A 17,323-nucleotide genomic window follows, 5' to 3' on the forward strand; every position below is an offset into this window, starting at 1 on the left:
TTAGGTGACGCCATGAAAAGACTACTATTTTTATTAATAATGATGCAGTTTACGCAGTTGGGTTACGCGGCGTGTAATGCGACCTTAACCAACACGAAGGATTATACGATTCAATCCGATAGCTTAATGCTGGGGGGGGAGGAGTCAGCCATTATTACAAATGGTTTCACTGATGCCAATTGTTCTAATAGTGATGTTGTGACTAAATTAGAGACATCCGATCATATTATTGGTATGGGGCCGAATGATAGTGTTAAGTTAAAATTAAAAGTTGAATGGCAAAGCAGTAGTGCGATAAATATGCGCAACCAAAACGGTGTAATTGAAGCCCCCTATAAGATAACGATTTCAGAAATAAACTCACTGGAGGCGGTGACTGTGTCTGCCAGGGGGGGATACTCGGTTACGATAGATAATATAACGGTGATGTCGGGTGCAAAGAATCAATGGAGCGGTAGCGATTGGGTGGTATTTATTTTAAAATATATTGGCTGTTGGGGGAATAGAGAGTGTGTTGCGAACGTTATCACTGATCTGAATGGGAAAGGCGTTTATAAAGCCAATTTAACGATAAATTACAACCGTAAAGAAACTACCTGCGCCCCCCAGAATCTCACCATCACGCTGGACCCGGTGCCTATGACTAAACTCCGCACTAAAGGAGAGGTTAGTGAATTTTCTAAGCAGGGTGATATTATTCTGGATTGCAAAAATCAGGTACGGAATGCGATGCTGACATCACGGCAAATAGCGGTGAATCTACGTAGTGATTTAGTCTGGGATGAGAATGAAGCAGTCCTGAAACCGGATAACGATAATGGCGTTGGGTTTATCTTAAGAGATTCAAATCGGAGCCTGCTTAAAATAAACAAAGGAGCAGCGATAAACAGTATTTTCAAAACCTATGCCAAAGGCAGTGCAGTGAATTCGGTGGAAGCTATTCCTGTCTTTGCCACATATTATGTTCTTGATCCTGCAAAAGTTAAAGCGGGGCCATTACAATCGAAAGCATTAATCGTGGTATCTTATAATTAATTTTATGCTGTACGCACTCTTTATACAAAGAGTGCGTATATCATTATCGATGATAAAAAATCTCGCCATCATAGGCTTTGATGATTTTTCCATCGGTATCGTTAATCAGTACATACGCGCCGCCCATATAGGTCCAGTGAGTACCGGCATTTGGCGCGGGCAGATTACGTAATTTCCACTGTTTAATATTATACTCATCGGTGCGGTACATCTGCGGAACGGTATCGCCGGGCTTGAAGTGGGTGAAGTCGGCGATAAAACTTTTTAACTCATATTGATCAATGCCCGTTGTCGCGGGGGCGGCCCATGCAAAACTGGTTGCAAGCAACAGCGCGCAAGGCAGCAACTTACTTTTCATACTTTTACCCTCCACATATGCGGGTCAGTTAACATCGTGTGTATCATTTCTGCTGGTGGCGTATCTGACAAGCGCTATTTTGTTATCTCACGCCCCTTTTCGTAAAAAGTGTAAACGAAAGCGTCGTGCAGCAACATATCCGCCAGCAAGTTTGCCAGAACCGAATAGGTTTTGAGAACTATCTGATAACGCTGAAATTATCGTCCGCCGTTGGCTGTAAATTTACATTGTCTGGCGCAGACAGTATGCTTAATAGCGAAACCCCGCTTAACACGGTGGGGCTTGACGACTCGGGGTGCCCTTCTTTGTGAAGGCTGAGAAATACCCGTACCACCTGATCTGGATAATGCCAGCGTAGGGAAGTCTGACACTGCTCGTGTCCCTTCTTCACGCGGGCAGGAGCTGAACCATGCAGCCTGACCTGCACTGCCGCACGCTTGCGGCGCATACGTTAAAACACTTTCGCGCGCTCTCCCCGCTTACGCACTGTATGACGAATGACGTCGTACAAACGTTTACCGCCAATACGTTGCTGGCGCTGGGCGCTTCACCCGCCATGGTGATTGATCCTGTCGAGGCCAGACCGTTTGCCGCCATCGCCAACGCCTTGCTGGTTAATGTCGGAACATTAACCGCCTCACGCGCTGAAGCGATGCGTGCGGCGGTAGAAAGCGCTTATGATGCCAAAACGCCGTGGACGCTTGATCCTGTCGCAGTAGGCGCGCTGGAATTTCGTCGGCGATTTTGCCTGGATCTCTTGTCCCTGCGCCCGGCGGCAATACGCGGCAACGCCTCGGAAATCCTGGCGTTAGCCGGCATGGCGCTGGGCGGACGCGGCGTAGATACCACCGAAGCGGCGTTGGCCGCACTGCCTGCGGCGCAGGCGCTGGCGCGTCAGATAGACTGCATCGTGGTGGTCACCGGCGAGGTAGATTACGTCACTAATGGTCAGCGCACGCTGAGCATTCCCGGCGGCGATCCGTTAATGACTCGCATTGTAGGCACCGGCTGCGCGTTGTCGGCGGTCGTCGCCGCCAGTTGCGCGTTACCGGGCGCCGCGCTGGACAATGTCGCGTCGGCCTGCTGCTGGATGAAACTGGCTGGACAGACCGCGGCAGAGCGTAGCGAAGGACCGGGTAGCTTCATCCCGGCTTTTCTTGATGCGCTCTATCATCTGGATGTGGAGGCGGCCAATGCAACGAATTAACGCGCTGACGATTGCTGGCACCGATCCCAGCGGCGGGGCCGGTATCCAGGCGGATCTTAAGACTTTTTCCGCGCTGGGCGCATATGGCTGTTCGGTCATCACCGCGCTGGTGGCGCAAAATACCTGTGGCGTACAGTCGGTGTACCGGATAGAGCCGGACTTTGTCGCCGCTCAACTTGATTCCGTGCTCAGCGATGTGCGCATTGATACCACGAAAATCGGGATGCTGGCGGAAACCGATATTGTCGAGGCCGTGGCGGAACGACTACAGCGCCATCATGTACGTAATGTGGTGCTGGATACGGTGATGCTGGCGAAAAGCAGCGATCCGTTGCTCTCGCCCTCTGCGATAGAAACATTACGCGTCCGGCTGTTGCCGCAGGTATCGCTGATTACGCCTAATTTGCCGGAAGCCGCAGCGTTGCTGGATGCGCCCCATGCGCGTACGGAACAGGAGATGCTGGCGCAGGGGCGGGCGTTACTGGCGATGGGGTGTGAAGCGGTATTAATGAAAGGCGGGCATTTAGAGGATGCGCAAAGCCCGGACTGGCTCTTTACCCGTGAGGGCGAGCAACGTTTTAGCGCGCCGCGTGTGAACACCAAAAATACGCATGGGACGGGCTGTACGCTGTCGGCGGCGCTGGCGGCGTTACGGCCCCGGCATCGCAGTTGGGGAGAGACGGTAAACGAGGCGAAGGCATGGCTTTCGGCGGCGTTGGCGCAGGCGGACACGCTGGAAGTGGGGAAGGGCATTGGTCCGGTACATCATTTCCACGCGTGGTGGTAGTATACTGCCTACAGACCCGTCGTCAGGAAAGATAAATGGAACAAGCGCATACCCGGCTCATCGCGCAACTGAATGAACGAATTTCAGCGGCGGATAATACGCCGCTATACATGAAATTCGCCCAGACGGTAAAGGATGCCGTGCGCAGCGGTATTCTTGAGCACGGTAATATTTTGCCTGGCGAACGCGATCTCAGCCAGCTTACCGGCGTCTCGCGCATCACGGTACGGAAAGCGATGCAGGCGCTGGAAGAAGAGGGTGTCGTCACGCGCGCCCGTGGCTACGGTACGCAAATCAATAATATCTTTGAATATTCTCTGAAAGAGGCGCGGGGATTTTCTCAGCAGGTTGTCTTGCGCGGCAAAAAACCGGATACGCTATGGGTTAACAAACGCGTGGTAAGTTGTCCGGATGAGATCGCGCAGCACCTGGCGATCCCCGCAGGCAGCGACGTCTTTTTACTCAAACGCATTCGTTATGTTGATGAGGACGCGGTATCGATTGAAGAGTCCTGGGTGCCCGCGCATCTGATTCATGATGTCGACGCGATTGGCATTTCGCTGTATGACTATTTTCGTCGCCAGCACATTTACCCTCAGCGTACCCGATCTCGCGTCAGCGCCCGGATGCCGGATGATGAGTTTCAGTCGCATATTCAAATGGATGGTAAAGTGCCGGTGCTGGTGATTAAGCAGGTGGCGCTCGATCAGCAGCAGCGGCCTATTGAATACAGCATCAGTTATTGTCGTAGCGACCTATACGTTTTTGTGTGCGAGGAGTAGCGCCTCGCGTGTGGGCGCGCAGTCGCCGCCGCGATGCCCGACCACCCAGCTCGCCACCGCATTTCCCAGCAGTACGGCATCCGCGAGCGGCCAGCCTGACGCTAGTCCTGCCAGCACGCCGCCGGCATGGCTGTCGCCCGCGCCGATGGTATCCACCACGGTTGTCGGAAACGCTGGCACAACGCCGGAAGATTGCGCGCTAAAATACCACGCTCCGTCTTTATCGTGGCGCACCACCAGCGGCGCGGAAAAGCGGTTTACCCATGCTTCGCCGAAAGTGCGCGTATCGGTCGCAAGCCCGGCGCGTTCCGCGGCGATGATGCCTTCCTGGCGATTGAGGGAGACGATGGGTCGGCAGGCCATAATGCGCGCCATTGTATCGTCTGTAATATCACCGATTCGTGGGCCAAAATCGATAAAAGGCGTTACATCGTCGACGGTTTCCAGCCACTGGATCAGTGGTTCGCCACAGGACGAGGCCAGTTGATAGCCGGACAGGTAGACAAGACTGCCCCGCGGTGTCCTGAGCTGCGACAGCCAGTCCGCATTCCACTGGTTTTCCACGCCGCTAAAAGACATAAACGTGCGTTCGCCATCCGGTTCGACTAACGCCAGACACCAGCCGTTATCTCCTTCAACCGCGTCAATCACGCTGGATAATCCCTCTTTTGCCAGACGGCGGCGAATCCTCTCCGCCCACACGCCCTGGCCCAGCGGCAGCGCATTGCTGGCGTCAATCCCCAGTCGTTTCAACGCCACGGCAATATTCAGCGCACAGCCGCCGACATTGACGCTCTGTTGTTGCAGTTCAATATCGCCTCCGCGACGCGGCAACGTCCAGGCGTCGGCAATGATATCGATCACTGCCGCGCCGATAACGGTGAGCGGACGCCGGGTATGCAGGGTCGGTAATAATGTCAGCAACCGTGCGCCGTTCATAGTGCCTCCCGCCGTTGACGATAACTCGCCAGCGCAACGGCATAGCGCGCAAAATCCAGCTGATTAACCTCGTCCAGCGTTTGCTTTAACTGGGGGTTAATGGCGCTTACCCCGTGCAACGCGCCGCAAATGGCGGTAGCCATCGCGCCGATAGTGTCGGTATCGCCGCCGAGGTTAGCGCACAGCACGGCACAGCGGTTAGGATCGGTATTCGCCAGTTCCACCATGGCGATAGCGCAGGGAACCGATTCAATGGTGCTGGTTCCCGCGCCGATGATCTGATAGAGCTGTTCGCTGGCAGATTCGACGCCGTCGGCGCGGCGGACAATGTTTAGCGCCAGTTCCAGACGTGCCGATAGCGAGGCGCTAAACGTGGTAATACGCGCTGTCTGCGCCTGATGGGCGACGGCGGGGAGCGAGTCGGCAATACTTTGCCACGTGTCGCCGTTAACCGCTCGCGAGACGGCCCAGGCGACAACCACGGCGCCAGCCACCGCCAGATCGGATTTATGCGTCGGGCTGGAGGCTAACGCTACTTCTGCTATAAAGGCTGTCAGGTTAGTTGGCGGCAACAGGCAGCCCAACGGCGAAACGCGCATGGCCGCGCCGTTAGTCACGCCGTTATTTTCCAGCGCCGCGATGGGTTTGCCGTCGCGAATCGCATTCAGCGCAATTTTTGACGTCGGGCCGAGTACATTTTTATTGAACGCATCAAAGCGTTCCGCCCAGGCGAGGATGTTACGTCCAATAATCTCGGGATCAATACTGCCTTCGCATTCGAGTAGCGCGTCGGCCAGGCAGAGCGCCATTGCGGTATCGTCCGTAAACTCCGCGCGGTTAAAATAGCAGGCGGCATTATTCTCTTTTGGCCCGGGCAGAAAGCGGTCAATCCAGCCGAAATGCGCTTTGACGCGCGTTCTCGGCCACAGCTCAGAGGGCATTCCCATCGCATCCCCTAACGCTTGCCCGTAAAGAGCACCGAGAATACGTTCTGCTTTCATTTTACTTCCCCTTGTGTCAACGCAATATCGCGATCGTCAATAGCAGTGATCTCTTTGTCCGATTCGCGAAAGAAAATCATAAACAGTAGCGCGATGACGGCAATCATCACTGCGCCAAACGTCCACATGCCCGCCCAGTTGAATGTCAGACCGTTAACCGGTTGCGGATAAGCAAACATTTTTTCCATCATCACGCCGCCGAGACGATACCCCAGCAGGCTGCCGAATCCCTGACAGCAGAGGGTGATAAGCCCTTGCGCAGCGGTACGCATATGAACCGGCGCTTTTTTATCGACATAAATGTAGGCGGTGACGTAGTAGAAATCGTAACTTACGCCGTGCAGCAAAATACCGAGGAACAGCAGGGCGTAAGTGAAGTACGTCTCCGCGCCGCCATAGACAAAAAAGCCGTAGCGGATCGCGGCGGTAATAAGACCAAGCAATAATACCTTTTTAATACCAAAGCGCTTAGTGAAAAAGGGCAGCGCCAGCATAAAGAAGATTTCAGAGAACTGGCCGAGCGTCATCCAGCCGGTGGCGTTTTTCATTCCCACTTCTGTCAGATAGCCGTTAGCGAAGATGTAGTAGAAGGCCAGCGGCATTGCAAACAGGAAGGAACAGAAGAAGAAAACGAGAAAGTTTTTATCGCGCAGCAGGACCAGCGCATCCAGCCCCAGCATCACTTTAATATCCATCTTGCCGGTGCTTTTTGGCGGCGTGTCTGGCAGACAGAACGCAAATACGCCCAGCAACGCTGAACTTGCGGCGGTTATGAGCAGTGGAATGTTGGTGGGGGAAATATCGTTATAGCCTAACATTTGCGGCAGGAATCCACAGGCGAGGCCGGAGGCAATCCACCCAATGGTTCCCATAACGCGAATGCGTGGAAAATCGCGTTCAACGTCCGGTACGTTAGCGAAGGCAATGCTGTTTGTCAGCGCGATGGTCGGCATATAGGTCAATGAATAGGCCAGAAGCAGCGGAAAGAATCCGGCGAAGGTGGTTTGCTGCGCCGCGAAATACATCAGTACGGCACCCGCAAACATCAGTACCGCCAGGACTTTTTGCGCCGAGAAAAAACGGTCGGTAACGGAGCCGACCAGAATCGGCGACAGGATCGCCGCAATGGCGGTACAGGCATAAGACCAGCCTATTTCACCGGCGGAAAACCCGCTTTTATTTAGCCATAGCCACAGGGGGACGAACCAGGCGCCCCAGATAAACCACTCCACGAACATCATGAACGACAGTTTAAAGGTCGTTTTCATTTTTGAATCCTTCATGACAGGTAAGGTACGCCACGACAATACCATTTAATAATACCTTTTAAATACCATTGAGCATTAATTTTGACCGATCTAACACTTTTTCGGACGTGAATCGAGTCAGCAGATAGCGCCGAAAAAATGCGCTAAAGTTGGCAAAAATGGTCGGTCAGTACCAGGCTTATTGCGACCCGCAATCTGCGGGGCAGGACTATTCACCTTCCGATACCCTATCGGAACTTACGGGAGCATAGCTATGACTGATATTGCGCAGTTGCTTGGCAAAGACGCCGACAGCCTTTTACAGCATCGTTGTATGACCATTCCGTCCGATCAGCTTTATCTACCCGGCAAGGATTACGTTGACCGGGTGATGATTGACAATAATCGTCCACCAGCCGTTCTGCGTAATATGCAGACGCTCTATAATACTGGTCGCCTGGCGGGAACAGGATACCTTTCGATACTGCCCGTCGATCAGGGGGTGGAGCACTCCGCCGGCGCTTCTTTTGCGGCCAACCCGCGCTACTTTGACCCAAAAAATATTGTTGAATTGGCGATTGAGGCCGGCTGTAACTGCGTGGCCTCTACCTACGGCGTACTGGCCTCGGTTTCACGGCGCTATGCGCACCGTATTCCGTTTTTGGTCAAACTGAATCACAACGAAACATTGAGCTATCCGACAGAGTACGATCAGACCCTGTACGCCAGCGTTGAGCAGGCGTTCAATATGGGCGCCGTGGCGGTAGGCGCGACGATCTATTTCGGTTCGGAACAGTCTCGTCGCCAGATTGAAGAGATCTCCGCCGCTTTTGAGCGTGCGCATGAGCTGGGTATGGTGACCGTATTGTGGGCTTACCTGCGTAATTCTTCCTTTAAAAAAGACGGCGTCGATTACCATGTATCCGCTGACCTGACGGGGCAAGCCAACCATCTGGCCGCTACGATTGGCGCGGATATTGTGAAACAGAAAATGGCCGAGAATAATGGCGGTTATAAAGCGGTCAACTTCGGCTATACCGACGACCGCGTGTACAGCAAACTGACGAGCGATAACCCGATCGATTTGGTACGTTACCAGTTGGCGAACTGCTATATGGGACGCGCCGGGCTTATCAACTCCGGCGGCGCGGACGGCGGCGACACTGATCTCGGCGACGCGGTTCGTACCGCGGTGATCAACAAACGAGCCGGTGGAATGGGGCTAATTCTGGGACGTAAAGCCTTTAAGAAATCGATGGCTGATGGCGTGAAGTTGATTAACGCCGTACAGGATGTCTATCTGGATAGCAAAGTCACCATCGCCTGAGTTTAACGAAGAAAAGCCGGATGTGAGCGCATCCGGCCAGCGACAGGTGTTATTAACGTAGCAACGGGCAGTCTGGCGGCAGCCGACAGCGTAATGCGCCAGGTAGCACCTCAATATGAAATTCTTGTCCGCTGAGTGGTTCGCCATCCAGATTAAACGTGATTTCATGCGGCGCATGAATATCAAACCACGCCGAGGCGCCGTCAATAATATTCGGATTGTCATCTGACTGCGTGAGTGTGGAAAACAGCGCCGGCAGCAGCTCTTCGCCGGTAAAAATCCGTAGCTGTAACAGCCCGTCGTTAATCAGCGCGGTGGGACATAATTGCTGCCCGCCGCCGGCCTGACGACCGTTGCCGATGCCGATCACCAGCGCATCTCCCTGCCAGTGAAAGTTTTCGCCACGTATTTCGCAGCGGTCAGGGGTCAGCGTATCCATTCTCATCAGACCGTGGATAAGATAGGAGACGCCGCCCAACGCGGCCTTGAGTTTTTCCGGCGTTTCAGTGGTAATGCGGGTGCCAAAACCGCCCGTCGCCATATTGATAAAACAGGTTTTATCATTGACCCTGGCCATATCAATTTCCATCGCGTTTCCGGCAATCGCCAGTTTCAGCGCTTTGTCCAGCGCTTCAGGAATACCGGCGCTGGTGGCAAAATCGTTGGCAGTGCCGAGCGGCAAAAGGCCCAGTGCAGGGGCTACGCCGTCGCGGATCTGGATGAGCGCGGTCGACACTTCATTAATGGTACCGTCTCCGCCGCCGGCAATCACCGTTTCAACGCCCAGTCTACGGGCTTCATCAACGTAACGCTGCGCGTCGCCTTTTTCCCAGGTTACCCGAACGTGAATCTGTATACCTTCGTCGCGAAGTAGAGTAATGGCCTCACGTAGCGGCTGGTTATCAGCGCTTTTGCCATTGAGGATCAGTAAGCTGGCGGGAAAGTTAGCCATCCGTTATGCCTTAATAAGTTGAACAACAATCTCCAGAAAGTGTATAGCAGAAATGAAAAAGCGAGGTCAGAACAGGATGAAAATTGAAATGTTGCGCACTTATTGCTTTACCGTTTTTCTTCCTGCTGTACGCAGCGGTAAGTGAAGCATGGTTTAAGGCAAATGGCGACAAGAGAGATGCCGGTATGCGCATTGAGTAGCGCTTGTGAGAGTGCAGGGAAATCACAAGGGGGAGTCAGACGCTTTCCGATATAGCGCCTTTGATAACGAAACGGAGAATTAACAAGACGAACATACGTCAGTTATCAGTATTAATTTCAAACACCATAATATCAGATAAAAACCTGATATTTATTACCAAACATACTTTTTAATAGCATAAAATCGAAATGTTCTTTAGACTCTTTAGCAGAAACACGGCGCACTATTAGAAGCACGCTACTATATATCAAATAAAACCTATTTAGATGATGGCTTAGCGCGGTGTCTTATAGTCGTGCCTGAGGTACCGCTTTTCTCATAAACATAAACAGGCATGTGCATGAAGAGGTTTATATGAATGTCACTTCAGGCGTGAATGCGCAAACGCCATTGCTCCCTCCTTCTGAACGGGGTAATGACGAAAAACCAGTAGCTGAAATCGTTGAGTTTAACGCTTACGGCAATAAACCCAGATGTTTAATGTGCCTGGGAACCACGGCATTGTTTACAGGTGTTTTCAGTGGGGTATGCTCAGGGGCTGTCGCCAGTGTCAGTAGTGGTGCTGCATATACTACCGCTCTGACGGTTTTAGGCGCATCGTTTGGCATGGGGGGAATTGGTATGATGGGAATATGCGCCGGACTATACCTTAGCGCAAATGGCATCAGAACCCGGCCAGCCTGGCCATAAATGAGCAAACACAGCAAGTCATAGGGAAAAGATGAATTCCGACGATGACACGGGGTGTTAAGCGTCCAGACAAGAGGCTTATGACTTATATAGAAACTCTTTAAATAGAGTATGGGGTGTTATGTATTCAAGAGCCGATCGCTTATTAAGACAGTTTTCACTAAAATTAAATGCCGATTCAATTGCCTTTGACGAAAACAGATTATGCTCATTTATTATAGATAACCGTTACCGTATCTTACTAACAAGCACTAATAGCGAGTATATAATGATATACGGTTTTTGCGGAAGACCTCCGGATAATAATAATCTTGCTTTTGAATTTCTCAATGCTAATTTATGGTTTGCAGAGAATAATGGACCACATTTGTGTTATGATAATAACTCACAATCATTATTACTGGCTCTCAACTTCTCACTCAATGAAAGTTCTGTAGAGAAACTTGAATGTGAAATTGAGGTAGTTATTAGATCAATGGAGAATCTGTATCACATTTTACAGGATAAAGGAATAACTCTGGATACCGATTATACGTGACGGTGGGAAGGGTGTTTGGTGATCTGGTGGTAATAGAGGATAATCAACCCCGGCAAAACTTACATGGCCTGATGAAGGTGGACTGAGCGTAGGTGCGATGGTTTGAGTATTACTTTGACATGAAATCAAACCTCTAATCCGGGAAAACATTATTTTAATCCTTGTAAAAGCGGCATTAAAACGTGCCATAACTTTACACGCTTAAATTATCGGTTTTTAACCTTAATTTAATAACCTGGAAACTTTTTGTATAAGTTCGCACAAAGCAGTTCTTGATTTAATTCACTGATTTTAAACGTAAATATCAGAATGCTAAGTCCTGAGTCTGACCGGATGCGGGAGGATTGTGACTTGCTGGCTGGCCATGAATAGTGGAGGTCTGTAAACCTAAGCGCCCATTTGCGCTTTGGTTAGTGTGGTCAATTTTTGGATGTGGCGGAAAGTACCACTTTTTTATTGATTATACGCAAAAAATAAGCCTGCGTAAGGGAGATTACGCAGGCCAAGGAGGTGGTTCCTGGTACAGCTAGCATTTATGGGTTATGTTTTTCAGCGCGTTGAATAATACCCGCATTGAGCGAAGCGGTATGTGATCAATTTCTAAGAATCTTCCCGCCATGAAAAAATAACCGCAATTAACTACTTAGCATGGGGGTTACGCGTTGATTCGCCTGAGAAATTACGCATCAATAGTGCGTAATCCAGCGTAACGTCCTGCGGGACGGGCATCCAGACGGTATAGCCATCGCCAGGCGCCACCGGCATAGCGTCGCCTTTGGCGTTCTCCATCTGTTCCAGGGTGAAATTGATATTTCCCTGCGGTGTCATCAGCTCCAGACTATCGCCAACGGAGAATTTATTTTTCACCGCCACGGCCGCCAGTTGGCCTTTACGCTCGCCGGTGAACTCGCCGACAAATTGCTGGCGTTCGGAAACGGAGTACCCGTACTCGTAATTCTGGTAATCGTCGTGCGTATGGCGACGCAGGAAACCTTCGGTATAGCCGCGATGAGCCAGACCTTCCAACGTTTCCAGCAGCGTAGGGTCGAAGGGTTTACCCGCGGCGGCGTCGTCGATGGCCTTACGGTAGACCTGCGCGGTACGGGCGCAGTAATAAAAGGATTTGGTGCGGCCTTCGATTTTCAGCGAGTGGACGCCCATTTTCGTCAGGCGCTCCACGTGGGCGATAGCGCGCAAATCTTTTGAGTTCATGATATAGGTGCCATGCTCGTCTTCGAACGCGGTCATGTATTCGCCCGGTCTTTGGGCCTCTTCTATCATAAACACTTTATCCGTCGGCGCGCCGATACCGAGCGTCGGCTCAACGTTCTGTACCGGAATCGGTTCGTGCTTATGCACGATGTTGCCGACAACGTCTTCTTTTCCTTCCTGCACGTTATATTCCCAACGGCAGGCATTGGTGCAGGTGCCCTGGTTCGGATCGCGTTTATTGATGTAGCCGGAAAGCAGGCAGCGGCCGGAATAGGCCATGCATAGCGCGCCGTGGACGAAAATTTCTATTTCCATATCCGGCACCTGCTGGCGAATTTCCTCAATCTCTTCCAGCGACAGCTCGCGGGAGAGAATCACACGGGTCAGCCCCATCTGCTGCCAGAATTTTACCGTCGCCCAGTTTACGGCATTAGCCTGTACCGACAGGTGAATCGGCATTGCCGGGAAGTGCTCGCGTACCAGCATAATCAACCCTGGATCGGACATGATCAGCGCATCCGGGCCCATCTCGACGACGGGTTTCAGGTCACGGATAAAGGTTTTGAGCTTGGCGTTATGCGGGGCGATGTTCACCACCACGTAGAATTTTTTTCCGAGCGCGTGGGCTTCGTTGATGCCAAGCTGCAAATTTTCGTGATTGAATTCGTTATTACGCACGCGTAAAGAGTAGCGCGGTTGGCCCGCATAGACGGCATCGGCACCGTAAGCGAAAGCGTAACGCATATTTTTCAGCGTTCCCGCCGGCGAAAGGAGTTCTGGTTTAAACATCATTTTCTCGTTCTGATGACAGGTCAGATCCGCCTCACCTGATGAGGCGGCTGGAGGAGAGTCCTCACTTTAAGGGCGGGCATTGTAGCGCCGTGGGAGAGGGGAGTAAACCACCTTACACCATTGAGTTGACCTGTCCCGGCAGCTCTGAGTTCGGGATGCGGACGGTATACCAGGCGAAACGAAAGCGTTTCCAGAAAGAATCGAAATGCAGGTGGTCCAGGCAGTCCATAACGATTTCATTATCCGGGTAAAGCGTGAAGGCAAAATGCGCCCAGCGTGCGCTTAGCTTCATATTAAACAGCGTTCGATCGTGTTTATTACCGTGCAGGCGCGATAGGGTCACCATAGCGTGTAGCGTGCCTTTGTTGGCCTCTTGTTGCACCAGTTCCAGATGCTTATGCGCCAGCGTAATATCCTTCACTTCAAAAATATTCAGCAGGAACAAGCCCCAGGCCTCTTTATGTCCGAACTGATGCGCCAGCCAGAGATTATCGAGCAGTTCTTTTTCATAAGCGGAACGTTTTTCGGTATCAAGTTCTTGTTTACTCAGACGCTGGTTGCAGATGCCGATGCTGAAATGAATATTTTGCAGGTCATTTTCATAGTCGGTATAGCCTCCGTTATCTATTAATTTGTACGGGGTGCTCTCGCGCAGCGCTAACTGCCGGTGCAAAATCTCCGCCGCGCGCTGAAAATACCCTAACGCGATGGCAGGATCGTAAGGTAGTAGGCCGTTGTTCTCTTTATTATTGTGTTCAAGGCCCAGCAGGTTTAGCGCGGCGGGGATATTTCTTTGCGCGCCCAGCTCTGCCAGCGACACGAAATGTTCCGGGAGCCCGAACCAGTTGAAATTTTTAATCGCCGCCCGCCAGTGATGGTTATATTTAATGTCGGCGACGCTATCGAGCCAGGCGAGGCCTTGCGCCTCATCCTTTTCGAAACCCAATAGCCCGGCGTACTGAACGTAGCCACGACGGATTTTCGGCACTGCGAATTCCGTTTGCTGCGCATTCTGACAGAGAAAATTATACATCCACCAGGTGTCAGGAAAATCGCGCAGGGCGAACTTTATCGTGTCATCAGAGAAATAATTGTTGAGCTTAACTTTTTCTACGATCGAACGCTGAAGGGTTCGCCAGAGCGCGTCATTATCGTCCAGATCGCTATAGCAGACCCGCAGCCACTTCAGCGCGTTGTGGCGGGATTCCTGGATATGCGCTCGCAGGCTAATCTCTTCGGCTTTGGCGATAATGCGTTCCTGTTCTGCCGGGGAGTCAACCTCTTTAATGCGCAGATCGCGGTGACCGTCCCACCAGATTAATAGCTCCAGATGTTCACGTTCTGCGGCAGAAAGGTGATCGCATACGCTTGATTCCAGAAATTCGCGGATTTCCTCGTGAGACCCTCCCCAGCGCGGCATACGAAACGGGATATATTCATCCAGCACGTAAAATGCTGTCGGGAAAATAGCCAGGCAGACGGCGAGCCAGTATTTTTGCCCGGCATCGTCATTGCACTCCGGTAGCACGGACGGGCGCGGCAAATTTGGGCAAACCGCGTCGGCAAACGACAGCCCGGAATGGGCCATCAGCGCGTCCACCTCCTGCGGTGAATGGCGATGATATTCAGCCAGATCTTCCATTAATGGCTGCCCGGCAACATCCGCGCCCACGAGGAACTCAACCAGCCAGTCGGGCTGGCCGAAGACTTTTGAGTTGGTGCTGGTCAGGGCCGCCGCCATCCACTGGCGCGGTTCACAGTCGATAGCATTGAGCGCGGCGATGACCATCCGTTCGTTGCAGGCGGCAGCGCAGATCCACATCGCTCGGGTGGTTTCTCTCGCCCAGCCATAGCTGCGATACAGCCACGCACGGTGATTCCAGTATTGCGCCTCGGCAAGCCAGGCGTGAGTAGAGCGGGGGCGGGCGCGCTGCCAGTTTTTGATCAGCGCTAATCCTTGCGGCCCGGCCTCAACCAGCGTGTCCATATCGTAAAAAGGGTTGTCCATTTGATTCCAGGCGAAGAAATAGCGCTTTTCCGCTTCGCGGCTGGTAAAGCTCTCCGTCAGCGCCTGGTTGTAGCGTTCGTCCAGTTCGTCATAGCGTTCTTCGCGCAGCAGGCCGGAAATATCGGCGATATGCCACTCGCGATGCCCGTCATTGAGGGGATTTTTGTGGTTGCACATCTCAAACATAGCGTTGAGCAGGCGGTCATCCTGTTCCATAAATAGTCCTTTAAATCGGCTCGAAAATTTTGAATTCATTCCACGGCAGTTGTCGCCAGCGGCTGACAGGGTCTTGCAGATAATGGGTGGCTTCCTGTAAATCCCGTCCGGCAAGCGCTGTTGGCGTGTCACGTAGCGTGAGCCATACCCGGCGGGCGCGAACGTAGGCGGTGGCGTAATCCTCCCAGGAATCAAAACAGTCCTGAGCGCGCTGGGCGTTAAGTAATAACACCAGCCAGGCCTGATGTACGTCGCACCAGCCGAGCCCGGCGATACAGCGGGTCAGAAAGGCGGTGCGCATGCAGTCGAAAGCCAGCGCGTCGCGGACCTGGCCCTGGGCCGCCAGATGATGATAAAACGTGCGCGGCGAGCTGCCGATGCCCGCAGGCCAGCGGCGTAAGATATCCTCAACCTTGTGGCGTAACGCCGCGCCGTCGAGGTTCTCGCTCAAGCCCAGCTCTTTTTTTACCTGCTGTGCCAGATAGCGGCGTTTGTCATCGTCAAGTTTGAAGACCAGCTCAACGCCTTTGGTCGGTAGCCCGTTGCGTCGGGCGAGGATATCGGCTAGCGCCAGCGCCCATTGCCGCCGCCGGGTATCGCGACGCAGATCCTTCAGACGATCTTTTTCTTTCTCCTCGGCGATACGGGCCGCAATCAGCGGTTTGTTTTTTTTGTAGTTGCGCCAGCTAAAAAATAGGGCGGCAATAATAAGAACAATCCAGAACATTATTGCACCTCCTTGATGACAGGGAGGTAACGCGTGGTTTGTAGCGTCAGGCTTTCAATTTCGAAAGGTTCGCTACTGGTGTTTTTTCCGGCAAGCGTAGGGTGCCATTCATGCCGTGGAAACAGCATTTCCGCAGCCGTCGCCACGTTAGGATCAACAACCTGAAGGTAGCGCAGCGCCTCTGGGGCGCTGTGCAACAGCAGCCACTGTAAAGCTACCGGGGGAGTGGGGAAGTGCTCCATTAAATGAAAATTGTCATGCAGCACATTGAGCAGAAAATTGAGGTCATGAATATGAGTAATAAATTTCCAACCTGAATATTCCGGCGTTGCTTCATAAACTATTCCCATCTCTTCGCAATCGGCGTGGCGCTCAGGAAGTGGTTGCAGATGGCGTAACAGAGATAAAACATCGTTAGCATATTTCTTAATAGGATGGCGATTTTGCTTACCTTTAATCTGATCAATGCTCAGGCCGTTATTACCAACCACCAGGCTTATTGTGACGTGGGGAATATTATTGCCGTCGCGCAGGCTGAACAGGCGAAGTTTTTGTTGTTCAATTTGTCGGGCGTAGTAATCGCCGTAGCCGCCGGAAAGCGCGCCTTTATTTTCAAAATCTCCGACGCAGTGTTGCATATGCCAGGATTCATACGCCATCTCACTGCGCAGGCCGGGGTTTGTTGCATCAAACTCAACCAGCACGCCGTTATTCACCGTCATCACCGGTTTTAGCGCCTCGCTGTTGGAGGGATACCAACCTTGTTCACGCAGGCGCTGCATTTTTTGATGCTCCGCTTCGCGCATTGCCAGCACGGTAAAGCAGTTGATGCGCTGTAGTTTAGTTTCCAGCCGCGTTCCTTCCTGACGCGAAAGAAATTCCACTAAATCTCTTTCCATTGCCACAAGTTGCGGGTGCTGAACGTTAAGGTAGTAAAAGCGCTCATAGCCACCCAGCTTTGGCGCCAGCCAGGCGGGGATTTCTGTATCAGCGCTAAAATAAACGGCATAATCGGCGACGGATCGCACAGGATAAACATGGGGAAAGTCACCAATGATCCAACGATAAAAATGGTTGCTTAACCAGCGCTGGATATTTTCGCTGTCGCCGCGTTGTTGGCTCCGGGAAAAAATAGACGATTTTACATTTGGCGCATTTATTATATTGCGTGGTTTATAGCGGTGAGATGACGTTTCTGTCATAAAAATCCATGTATAATTAAGTTGGTATTATGTTTATTTATTTTTAGATTCACTTAATGAATTAATGCGCAATAAGTTTAAAAAACTACTCACAGTATATCG

Annotated in this window: 16 protein-coding genes, 1 pseudogene and 1 riboswitch; of the genes and pseudogenes, 7 read left to right on the forward strand and 10 right to left on the reverse strand. The window is 52.0% G+C overall.

The window, feature by feature from the left end; all coding sequences use genetic code 11:
* Nucleotides 1–12 precede the first annotated feature (12 nt).
* Complete coding sequence (locus ACLJPE_RS00430) at nt 13–1,035, forward strand: fimbrial protein (RefSeq protein WP_000825909.1); 1,023 nt, start codon at nt 13–15, stop codon at nt 1,033–1,035.
* Nucleotides 1,036–1,078: 43 nt separating this feature from the next.
* Here the strand turns inward: ACLJPE_RS00430 and rcnB are convergent, their stop codons facing one another.
* Nucleotides 1,079–1,393: a Ni(II)/Co(II) efflux transporter accessory subunit RcnB gene (gene rcnB, locus ACLJPE_RS00435; protein ID WP_001645180.1), complete on the reverse strand. Its 315-nt coding sequence runs from the start codon at nt 1,391–1,393 to the stop codon at nt 1,079–1,081.
* A gap of 281 nt (nt 1,394–1,674) precedes the next feature.
* Nucleotides 1,675–1,771, forward strand: a riboswitch (TPP riboswitch).
* A 31-nt stretch (nt 1,772–1,802) separates the two neighbouring features.
* Between rcnB and thiM the strand changes: the two genes are divergently transcribed.
* From thiM to ACLJPE_RS00450, 3 genes are read left to right on the forward strand one after another with little or no spacing between them, the layout of a single operon-like run.
* A complete protein-coding gene (thiM, locus tag ACLJPE_RS00440) occupies nt 1,803–2,600 on the forward strand; it encodes a hydroxyethylthiazole kinase (protein WP_001606226.1) in 798 nt (265 codons plus the stop codon).
* Nucleotides 2,587–3,387, forward strand: coding sequence for a bifunctional hydroxymethylpyrimidine kinase/phosphomethylpyrimidine kinase (gene thiD / locus ACLJPE_RS00445; RefSeq protein ID WP_001188961.1), 801 nt, complete (start codon nt 2,587–2,589; stop codon nt 3,385–3,387). The genes thiM and thiD overlap by 14 nt, the downstream gene beginning before the upstream one ends.
* A gap of 35 nt (nt 3,388–3,422) precedes the next feature.
* Nucleotides 3,423–4,169 carry a GntR family transcriptional regulator gene (locus ACLJPE_RS00450; RefSeq protein WP_000434059.1) on the forward strand — a complete coding sequence of 249 codons (747 nt, stop codon included), beginning with the start codon at nt 3,423–3,425 and terminating at the stop codon, nt 4,167–4,169.
* On the opposite strand, the gene ACLJPE_RS00455 is transcribed toward ACLJPE_RS00450, so the two are convergent.
* The 3 genes from ACLJPE_RS00455 to ACLJPE_RS00465 are packed head-to-tail and all read right to left on the reverse strand — an operon-like array spanning nt 4,143 to nt 7,377.
* Complete coding sequence (locus ACLJPE_RS00455; RefSeq protein ID WP_001645176.1) at nt 4,143–5,108, reverse strand: PfkB family carbohydrate kinase; 966 nt, start codon at nt 5,106–5,108, stop codon at nt 4,143–4,145. The genes ACLJPE_RS00450 and ACLJPE_RS00455 overlap by 27 nt on opposite strands.
* Nucleotides 5,105–6,109: an ADP-ribosylglycohydrolase family protein gene (locus tag ACLJPE_RS00460; protein WP_000642800.1), complete on the reverse strand. Its 1,005-nt coding sequence runs from the start codon at nt 6,107–6,109 to the stop codon at nt 5,105–5,107. The genes ACLJPE_RS00455 and ACLJPE_RS00460 overlap by 4 nt, the downstream gene beginning before the upstream one ends.
* Nucleotides 6,106–7,377 (reverse strand): nucleoside permease, encoded by a 1,272-nt coding sequence (locus tag ACLJPE_RS00465; protein ID WP_000858692.1) that lies wholly within the window; start codon nt 7,375–7,377, stop codon nt 6,106–6,108. The genes ACLJPE_RS00460 and ACLJPE_RS00465 overlap by 4 nt, the downstream gene beginning before the upstream one ends.
* A gap of 253 nt (nt 7,378–7,630) precedes the next feature.
* Here ACLJPE_RS00465 and fbaB point away from each other — a divergent pair, with 253 nt between their 5' ends.
* Nucleotides 7,631–8,683, forward strand: a complete 1,053-nt coding sequence (gene fbaB, locus ACLJPE_RS00470; protein WP_000129590.1) for a class I fructose-bisphosphate aldolase — start codon at nt 7,631–7,633, stop codon at nt 8,681–8,683.
* A 52-nt stretch (nt 8,684–8,735) separates the two neighbouring features.
* Here the strand turns inward: fbaB and yegS are convergent, their stop codons facing one another.
* A complete protein-coding gene (yegS, locus tag ACLJPE_RS00475; RefSeq protein WP_001273393.1) occupies nt 8,736–9,635 on the reverse strand; it encodes a lipid kinase YegS in 900 nt (299 codons plus the stop codon).
* 555 nt (nt 9,636–10,190) lie between these two features.
* On the opposite strand from yegS, the gene steD reads away from it, so the two are divergent.
* Nucleotides 10,191–10,526, forward strand: coding sequence for a type III secretion system effector SteD (steD, locus tag ACLJPE_RS00480; RefSeq protein WP_031602137.1), 336 nt, complete (start codon nt 10,191–10,193; stop codon nt 10,524–10,526).
* Between the two features lie 121 nt (nt 10,527–10,647).
* Nucleotides 10,648–11,064: a CesT family type III secretion system chaperone gene (locus ACLJPE_RS00485; RefSeq protein WP_001555792.1), complete on the forward strand. Its 417-nt coding sequence runs from the start codon at nt 10,648–10,650 to the stop codon at nt 11,062–11,064.
* A 9-nt stretch (nt 11,065–11,073) separates the two neighbouring features.
* Here the strand turns inward: ACLJPE_RS00485 and ACLJPE_RS00490 are convergent.
* The 5 genes and pseudogenes from ACLJPE_RS00490 to ACLJPE_RS00510 form a co-directional block, all read right to left on the reverse strand.
* Nucleotides 11,074–11,253, reverse strand: a pseudogene (locus tag ACLJPE_RS00490) (non-LEE encoded effector protein NleB); the annotation flags it as partial.
* Between the two features lie 450 nt (nt 11,254–11,703).
* Complete coding sequence (gene yegQ, locus ACLJPE_RS00495) at nt 11,704–13,065, reverse strand: tRNA 5-hydroxyuridine modification protein YegQ (RefSeq protein ID WP_001517981.1); 1,362 nt, start codon at nt 13,063–13,065, stop codon at nt 11,704–11,706.
* A 115-nt stretch (nt 13,066–13,180) separates the two neighbouring features.
* The gene (locus ACLJPE_RS00500; RefSeq protein ID WP_039513969.1) at nt 13,181–15,292 is read right to left on the reverse strand and encodes a DUF4034 domain-containing protein; all 2,112 of its coding nucleotides are present in this window, start codon (nt 15,290–15,292) and stop codon (nt 13,181–13,183) included.
* Between the two features lie 10 nt (nt 15,293–15,302).
* On the reverse strand, nt 15,303–16,019 hold the full coding sequence (locus ACLJPE_RS00505; protein WP_001645168.1) for a DUF1266 domain-containing protein: 717 nt from the start codon (nt 16,017–16,019) through the stop codon (nt 15,303–15,305).
* Nucleotides 16,019–17,221, reverse strand: a complete 1,203-nt coding sequence (locus tag ACLJPE_RS00510) for a hypothetical protein (RefSeq protein WP_039513973.1) — start codon at nt 17,219–17,221, stop codon at nt 16,019–16,021. Before ACLJPE_RS00510 ends, ACLJPE_RS00505 begins: the two co-directional genes overlap by 1 nt.
* Between the last annotated feature and the right edge of the window lie 102 nt (nt 17,222–17,323).

The sequence above is a fragment of the Salmonella sp. SAL04196 genome, assembly GCF_046550835.1.
Lineage (GTDB): Bacteria > Pseudomonadota > Gammaproteobacteria > Enterobacterales > Enterobacteriaceae > Salmonella > Salmonella enterica.